This window comes from Shewanella sp. A32 (assembly GCF_029167175.1).
Classification (GTDB): Bacteria; Pseudomonadota; Gammaproteobacteria; order Enterobacterales; family Shewanellaceae; genus Shewanella; species Shewanella yunxiaonensis.
The window spans coordinates 1-7,389 of record NZ_JARFTS010000042.1; the positions used below are offsets into that span (position 1 = coordinate 1).

6 protein-coding genes and 1 tRNA gene are annotated in these 7,389 nt (G+C 47.8%); 3 read left to right on the forward strand and 4 right to left on the reverse strand.

What is annotated here, in order from left to right; translation table 11 throughout:
- Positions 1 to 347: 347 nt before the first annotated feature.
- Positions 348 to 1,184: a CDP-diacylglycerol--serine O-phosphatidyltransferase gene (gene pssA, locus PY479_RS17170; protein WP_275484502.1), complete on the reverse strand. Its 837-nt coding sequence runs from the start codon at positions 1,182 to 1,184 to the stop codon at positions 348 to 350.
- 91 nt (positions 1,185 to 1,275) lie between these two features.
- On the opposite strand from pssA, the gene PY479_RS17175 reads away from it, so the two are divergent.
- The gene (locus tag PY479_RS17175) at positions 1,276 to 1,719 is read left to right on the forward strand and encodes a DUF4124 domain-containing protein (RefSeq protein ID WP_275484503.1); all 444 of its coding nucleotides are present in this window, start codon (positions 1,276 to 1,278) and stop codon (positions 1,717 to 1,719) included.
- 57 nt (positions 1,720 to 1,776) lie between these two features.
- Here the strand turns inward: PY479_RS17175 and clpB are convergent, their stop codons facing one another.
- The 3 genes from clpB to rluD all read right to left on the reverse strand — a co-directional run bounded on the left by clpB (position 1,777) and on the right by rluD (position 6,140).
- On the reverse strand, positions 1,777 to 4,350 hold the full coding sequence (gene clpB, locus PY479_RS17180) for an ATP-dependent chaperone ClpB (RefSeq protein WP_275484504.1): 2,574 nt from the start codon (positions 4,348 to 4,350) through the stop codon (positions 1,777 to 1,779).
- Between the two features lie 99 nt (positions 4,351 to 4,449).
- Entirely contained in the window at positions 4,450 to 5,166 is a 717-nt protein-coding gene (gene pgeF / locus PY479_RS17185) for a peptidoglycan editing factor PgeF (protein WP_275484506.1), read from the reverse strand.
- Complete coding sequence (gene rluD, locus PY479_RS17190; protein WP_212594172.1) at positions 5,166 to 6,140, reverse strand: 23S rRNA pseudouridine(1911/1915/1917) synthase RluD; 975 nt, start codon at positions 6,138 to 6,140, stop codon at positions 5,166 to 5,168. Before rluD ends, pgeF begins: the two co-directional genes overlap by 1 nt.
- Positions 6,141 to 6,263: 123 nt before the next feature.
- Between rluD and PY479_RS17195 the strand changes: the two genes are divergently transcribed.
- Positions 6,264 to 7,028 (forward strand): outer membrane protein assembly factor BamD, encoded by a 765-nt coding sequence (locus tag PY479_RS17195; RefSeq protein ID WP_275484505.1) that lies wholly within the window; start codon positions 6,264 to 6,266, stop codon positions 7,026 to 7,028.
- Between the two features lie 287 nt (positions 7,029 to 7,315).
- Positions 7,316 to 7,388: transfer RNA gene (locus PY479_RS17200), tRNA-Phe, on the forward strand.
- Position 7,389: the final 1 nt, after the last annotated feature.

Sequence of the window (7,389 nt, forward strand, 5' to 3'; positions counted from 1 at the left end):
AATTGTTAAAGAGCGTTGTTCGGGCTTATCTCCGAACAGGGACGTGCATTCTACACCACCCCATTTTGGCGTCAAGTAGCTTTCGCCAATCTTTTTTCGCCAGGACAATTCAGACTTGCCGCCTTGTCCTCAACACCGCCAGCGTGTCGCTGTTGCCGTGTCAGTGGGTGCGCATTATAGGACGCAGAATCTTTTGTGCAAGAGGGAATTTCTATTTATTTTCTCAATAGTTGCTTTTACGAGCAAATCCCCATATATAGCAACGGTTCATATACAAATTGATTACATTTGATGGCAAAACAGGCCAATTAATCGGCCTGTTTACCGAAAACGCCAAATTTTTTGAGTTAATTGTGCGGCGTTTTTTCGTCGATAACGGACGGCTTTTCTTCTTGCGCTGTTTGGCGGGTACCATCTTGAAAGAGTTCGACTTCCTTATCGCCTAAAACATCAGAGACTTTTAGCCGCTTTATATTGCGCATGGTCATCACCGGTCCGGAACAGGCATAGAGATAAAACAGACAGCATAAGATCAAAGCAGGATCCACTGACACCACAACAAATACCGCTACGACTAATAGCATGACCAGAAAATTGACCTTGCCGCTCCAGTCTACCTGTTTGAAGGAGTGGTAGCGGAAGTTACTGACCATCAACAATCCTGTACCTGCAGTAATCAGTGCAAACAGCCAGGAGACACTATTACCATCAACCCCATAATCCTGACCGAGCCAAACACTGCCAGCGATAATGGCGGCGGCTGCAGGGCTCGCCAGCCCCTGAAAATATCTTTTATCAGCCACGCCAACTTGCGTATTGAAGCGCGCCAAACGCAGCGCGGCACCAGCGCAATAGATAAAGGCTGCCAACCAGCCCAATTTACCGATATCGGCTAGCCCCCAGTTATAGGCGATTAATGCCGGAGCCATACCAAATGACACCATATCGGCCATAGAATCATATTCAGCACCAAAACTGCTTTGGGTATTGGTGAGTCTTGCTAACCGACCATCCAATCCATCAAAGATCATTGCCACAAACACAGCGATAGCCGAGGCTTCAAAGCGACCATTCATCGACGCAATCACGGCATAAAAGCCGGCAAATAATCCGGCAGTTGTCAGCAGATTAGGTAAAAGATAGATACCTTTCGATTTGACTGTTGGCTTAGTGATATTTTGCATACACTTAACGAATCCACATGTTTGCTTTATTGTGTTCAAAGATAACACAGTTGTGGTAACCCTGAACCTTTGGCGATGATGGAATTTGATTATGATAAGGATTGGCCTGATATCTGCGATATTAGTAGTGATTTTTAGCCCCATTTCGTCTGCGACGGACATCTATAAATGGGTCGACAAAAATGGTGTTACGCATTACAGCCAACAACCACCCGCAGATAAACCAGTAAATACATTAGACAGCTCAGCCATAGAACCTGGCAAAATTGGTACCGTAGCTCCCATAAAAAGAAACGATGAGCCAGTAAAAACCCAACAAGAATTGGATGCTGATGCCATCAATGCCAAAGACGCCGCCCAGGCGGAAAAACTGTGTGAAAGCGCACGATTTAATCTCGATGTGTTGCAGACTCACACGCGCTTGCAGCGCAGCGATGATAAAACTGGTGAGCCGGTTAAAATGACCGAAGAGGATAGACAAAAAGCTATTGCCGACCAGCAGGAACGCATCAGGTTGTTCTGTGTGAAAAAATAATCCCATAGAAAAGGAGCGCTTAAGCGCTCCTTTTCTCATCTAAGATACACTCAACCGTTATTGGTGAAAAACCAGTGCATCGTTTTCCAGTTCAACATGAATTGGCTGACCTGGTAACAACTTACCTTGCAATAATTGCTGAGCCAGCGGATTTTCCACTTCCTGCTGTATGGTACGTTTCAAAGGACGCGCCCCATAAACCGGGTCAAAACCGGCTGTAGCAATATATTCCAAAGCTCCTTCACTCACCTGCAAGTCAAACTCTTTTTCAAGTAAGCGCTTACGCAACAGCTCAATCTGAATCCGAGCAATATTTTTAATATGTTCTGCGCCCAGCGGATGGAACACTACAGTCTCATCAATCCTGTTGAGGAACTCCGGCCGGAAGTGATGCTGTACCACGCCCAGAACCATGGCTTTCATCTCACTGTAGCTATGTTCAGCAAATCCTTCCTGAATAAGGTCTGATCCCAGGTTAGAGGTCATGATCACCACCGTATTGCGAAAATCCACAGTACGCCCCTGACCATCAGTCAGACGACCATCATCCAATACCTGCAACAGAATGTTGAACACATCCGGATGCGCCTTTTCCACTTCATCCAACAGGATGACTGAATAAGGTTTACGACGCACCGCTTCGGTCAGATAACCGCCTTCTTCATAGCCGACATATCCCGGAGGCGCACCAACCAAACGCGACACTGAGTGTTTCTCCATAAATTCTGACATATCGATACGCACCATCGCACTCTCTGTGTCGAACAGGAATTTTGCCAGTGATTTACACAATTCGGTCTTACCAACCCCGGTTGGCCCCAGAAACAGGAAGGAACCTATTGGCCGGTTAGGGTCTGCCAGTCCGGCACGACTACGACGAATCGCATTGGCGACAGCATCGACGGCTTCATTCTGGCCAATGACCCGCGCATGCAGAGCTTGTTCCATATGCAGCAGCTTTTCACGTTCACCTTCCAGCATTTTAGAAACCGGAATCCCCGTTGCCTTAGATAACACTTCCGCGATTTCGACATCGGTGACTTTGTTACGCAGCAGTTTCATATCCTGCATTTCTGCCTGCGATGCCAGATCCAACTGTTTTTCCAGTTCGGGGATCCGTCCATATTGCAGTTCAGACATACGGGTCAAATCGCCGGCACGTCTGGCAACCTCCAGATCCATTCTGGCCTGTTCCAGATCTGCTTTTATGTGCTGAGTACCGGCTAATGCGGCTTTTTCGGTACGCCAAACTTCGTTAAGTTCAGCAGATTTTGCTTCCACTTCTTTCAGTTCAGCGCGCAGATGTTCCAACCGTTTACGACTGGCTTCATCGTTTTCTTTCGACAACGCCTGTTCTTCCAGCTTCAACTGGATGCCACGACGCTCCAGTTTATCCAGCGGCTCAGGTTTTGAGTCGATTTGCATACGAATGCTAGAAGCCGCTTCATCAATCAGATCGATGGCCTTATCAGGCAGTTTACGGTCGGAAATATAGCGATGCGACAAGGTCGCTGCCGCCACAATCGCCGGATCAGTAATTTCTACATGGTGATGTAATTCGTAACGCTCTTTCAAACCACGCAGAATAGCGATGGTGTCTTCAACGGTAGGTTCGTCCACCAGCACTTTCTGGAAACGCCGCTCCAATGCCGCATCTTTTTCAATGTACTGACGGTACTCATCCAGCGTAGTAGCCCCCACACAATGCAACTCACCACGCGCCAGCGCGGGTTTGAGCATGTTGCCGGCATCCATTGAACCTTCTGACTTACCAGCTCCCACCATCGTATGCAGTTCATCGATGAACAGGATCACCTGCCCTTCTTCCTGAGCTAACTCATTAAGTACCGCTTTCAGACGTTCTTCGAATTCACCACGGTATTTCGCCCCGGCAACCAGAGACCCCATATCCAGTGATAATACCCGTTTGTTTTTAATGCCTTCGGGAACTTCACCATTAACGATACGTTGTGCAAGACCTTCAACGATAGCGGTTTTACCAACACCTGGTTCACCAATTAACACAGGGTTGTTTTTACTACGCCGTTGCAGCACTTGGATGGTACGACGGATTTCGTCATCACGACCAATCACTGGGTCGAGCTTGCCCTGCTCGGCACGTTCTGTCAGATCGACAGTGTATTTCTTCAACGCCTGACGCTGATCCTCTGCATTAGGGTCATCAACATTCTGACCACCGCGCATTTGCTCGATGGTGCGTTCCATTAACTCTTTGGTTGCACCGGCTTGTTTCAGACAATTAGCGAGCGTGTCATTACCATCGAGCGCCGCCAAAATAAACAGCTCGCTGGAGATATATTTGTCTTTACGCTTTTGCGCCAGTTTGTCACACAGATTTAGCAAACGGACCAAAGCCTGAGATAACTGTACGTCACCACCGGTTCCTTCCACCTGTGGCAAACGTTCCAACTCTTTGGTCAGCAGTGAACGCAAATTACTGACCTGAATGCCAGCTTGGGTCAATAAGGGATGAATCGATCCCGAATCCTGATTCAACAAAGCCATCATCAGATGGATAGGTTCAATGAACTGATGATCACGTCCGAGCGCCAGTGATTGAGCATCTGAGATAGCAAGCTGAAATTTATTAGTCATACGATCAAGTCGCATACAGCCTCCTGAACATCTCAAAATAAAGGGGAATAACTTTGTTACCTTAAAGATGGGGATAGCTGGCGGCAATTCAAGTAAAAACCACAGAAAATGTGGTTAATTTTCGAGCCAGATCAGTGAAGCCATACGTCCAGTGTCGCGATCACGACGATAAGAGAAAAATTCCTTATCACGGGTATAAGTGCATGCTGAAGCCGCATAAATTTGCATGACACCCGCCGCCTTGAGACGCAGCCCAGCAAGCGCCTCAAGATTGGCCAGGTATTTGTCACCACTGACGGTGAAGCACTTTGCGGCGCCGGGGGTAGAATCGAGAAATGCACCTCGCACTTCCGCCCCCACTTCAAAAGCGCTCGGGCCAATGGCTGGCCCCAGGTATGCGAACAGTTCAGACCCAGGACGGAAATGGGCGATCCCCGCTTCCAGCACCCCGGCATTTAATCCACGCCACCCGGCATGCAAAGCCGCCACCTGGGTGCCAGCACTATCGCACAGCAATACCGGCAAACAGTCGGCAGTCATCACCACCGCTACTTGACCTTGGCGGTCGGCATAGCTGCCATCGGCAGTACGATTTTCATCCTGGCCCAGATGAATAACATCCGTACCGTGCACCTGTTCCAACCAGGCGGGCTCGGCAGGTAATTGCAACTGTTGTCGCAGTAACGCACGATTTTGCATTACCGCATTAACATCATCACCGACATGAGTTCCCAGATTTAAACTGTCAAATGGCGGCAGACTAACACCGCCGTTGCGGTCAGTCATCGCTATTCTGACATTGCCAGGAACTGGCCAGTGATGATGCAATATCAAAGCATGTCCTCGGGATGTTCTTCGGTATCTTTACGTAATGCCTTAGTGAGTTGCACCATATCATCCGGTACCGGTGCCAGCCAACTCATTACTTCGCAAGTATAAGGGTGCGCAAGTTCCAAACGTACCGCGTGCAGTGCTTGCCGTTTGAAATTTTTGAGCGTTTCGATAAAGGCTTCACTGGCAGCTTTCGGCGGTTTTGGCCGACCACCATAAACGGGGTCGCCCACTAACACATGGCCGATATATGCCATATGCACACGAATCTGATGAGTACGACCAGTTTCCAAGCGTAAACGTAACCGTGTATGCGCACGGAATTTCTCGGCAACGCGATAATGGGTCACTGCCGGACGCCCAGAATGAGTCACAGCCATATGAGTACGCTTAGTGGCATGACGACCAATCGGTTCATCAACCGTACCGCCTGCGGTCATGGTGCCAATCACAATCGCTTCATATTCACGGGTAATTTCGCGAGCTTGCAGCGCTGCTACCAGATGGGTCTGGGCTTCCACAGTTTTCGCTACCACCATCAAGCCGGTAGTGTCTTTGTCAAGACGATGAACAATGCCGGCGCGTGGCACATGCTCAATTTCCGGACAATGATGCAGCAACGCATTCATCAAGGTCCCATCGCTGTTGCCAGCTCCAGGATGCACCACCAACCCCGCCTGCTTGTTGATGACGATAATATGGTCATCTTCATAGACAATATCTAAGTCTATCTGTTGGGCTTCGGCCTGGGTTTCTTCTTCAATAGTGGCATTCACTTCCACTATCTGAGATTCCAGCACTTTCTCTCGGGGGCGGGTGATTGCAATTCCATCGATAAAAACATTTCCTGCCAGAATCCACTCTTTAATACGGGTTCTGGAGTAATCGGGGAATAATTCTGCAACCGCCTGATCCAATCTCTGACCAGTTTGGGTTGCTGTAATCTCGCTTTTTAGATTAATCTCTTGCGTCATAGGAACCGTCCCCAATTATTGGGGTCATAGAACTGTGTTATCAGTTAAACACGGAAATTTGCCATTTTATCGTGAATTGGCAAATTTCTTAACTACAACTTTCAAAAAGAACCTGATTCAAGTATGCATAAATTTGTCAAAGGCGCTGCCATAGCCTTTTTTTCGCTGGCTATCGTGGCCTGCAGCAGCAAACCCGACGAAGAAGAGTTACTCGCTGGTAAGGAATCACCAGAAGATCTCTATTCTCAGGCACGAACTTCTATGGAGCTGGGTAATTTTTCTAAAGCGACCAAAACTCTTGAGGCTCTGGATTCAAAATATCCTTTTGGTCCGTATAAGACTCAGGTGCAGCTCGATCTGATTTACGCATACTACAAACAGGACGACACAGCGAATGCCATCGCTAATATTGATCGTTTTCTGAAACTTAATCCGACCCATCCTGACGCAGATTACGTGATCTATATGCGGGGTTTGGTCAATATGCAGGCAGATAGTTACATGCTGCATGAAATGCTGAATATTGATCGTACCGACCGAGATCCGCAAAACGCGAAAGATGCCTTTAAAGATTTCGCACGGTTGATCAAAACCTATCCCAACAGCAAATATGCGCCTGATGCACAAAAACGCATGCAGTTTCTGAAAAATCGTCTGGCGAGTTATTCCATCAGAGTTGCCGAATATTATATGAAGATCGATGCCTGGGCCGCTGCGGCTGTGAGAGCTCAAACGGTATTAGAAACCTATCCGGACACCCCGTTTGTCGAACGGGCACTAGAAATTATGGCTGACGCCTACGGTGAATTAGGTCAGAAAGAGTTGAAACAACACGCACTCTCGGTCATGAAAGCCAATTTTCCCAACAATGAGATGTTAAAAAACTAACACTCATCTTCAGGAAGCCCCATTTGGGGCTTCCGTGTTTTTACCTTTAACGCATTTTTATCGCAAAGTGATCCAAATCTGCCGAAAGTTGCACTGTCGTTGTGCCACCACTGCCCTATTTCACTGTGAGTTAATTTCTACAGAAGCCAGTAGTAGTGCGGTTTTCGAGCGATTTTTAACGATTAAATCATGTTGAGGATAAAACTTGCACAAACGCGCGATGTTTTGAAATATTTCGTAGAAAACTGTTGACTCAAAACAGCAAAAGCCGTTTAATGCACGCCGTTGCCCGAATAGCTCAGTCGGTAGAGCAGCGGATTGAAAATCCGCGTGTCCCTGGTTCGATTCCGGGTTCGGGCAC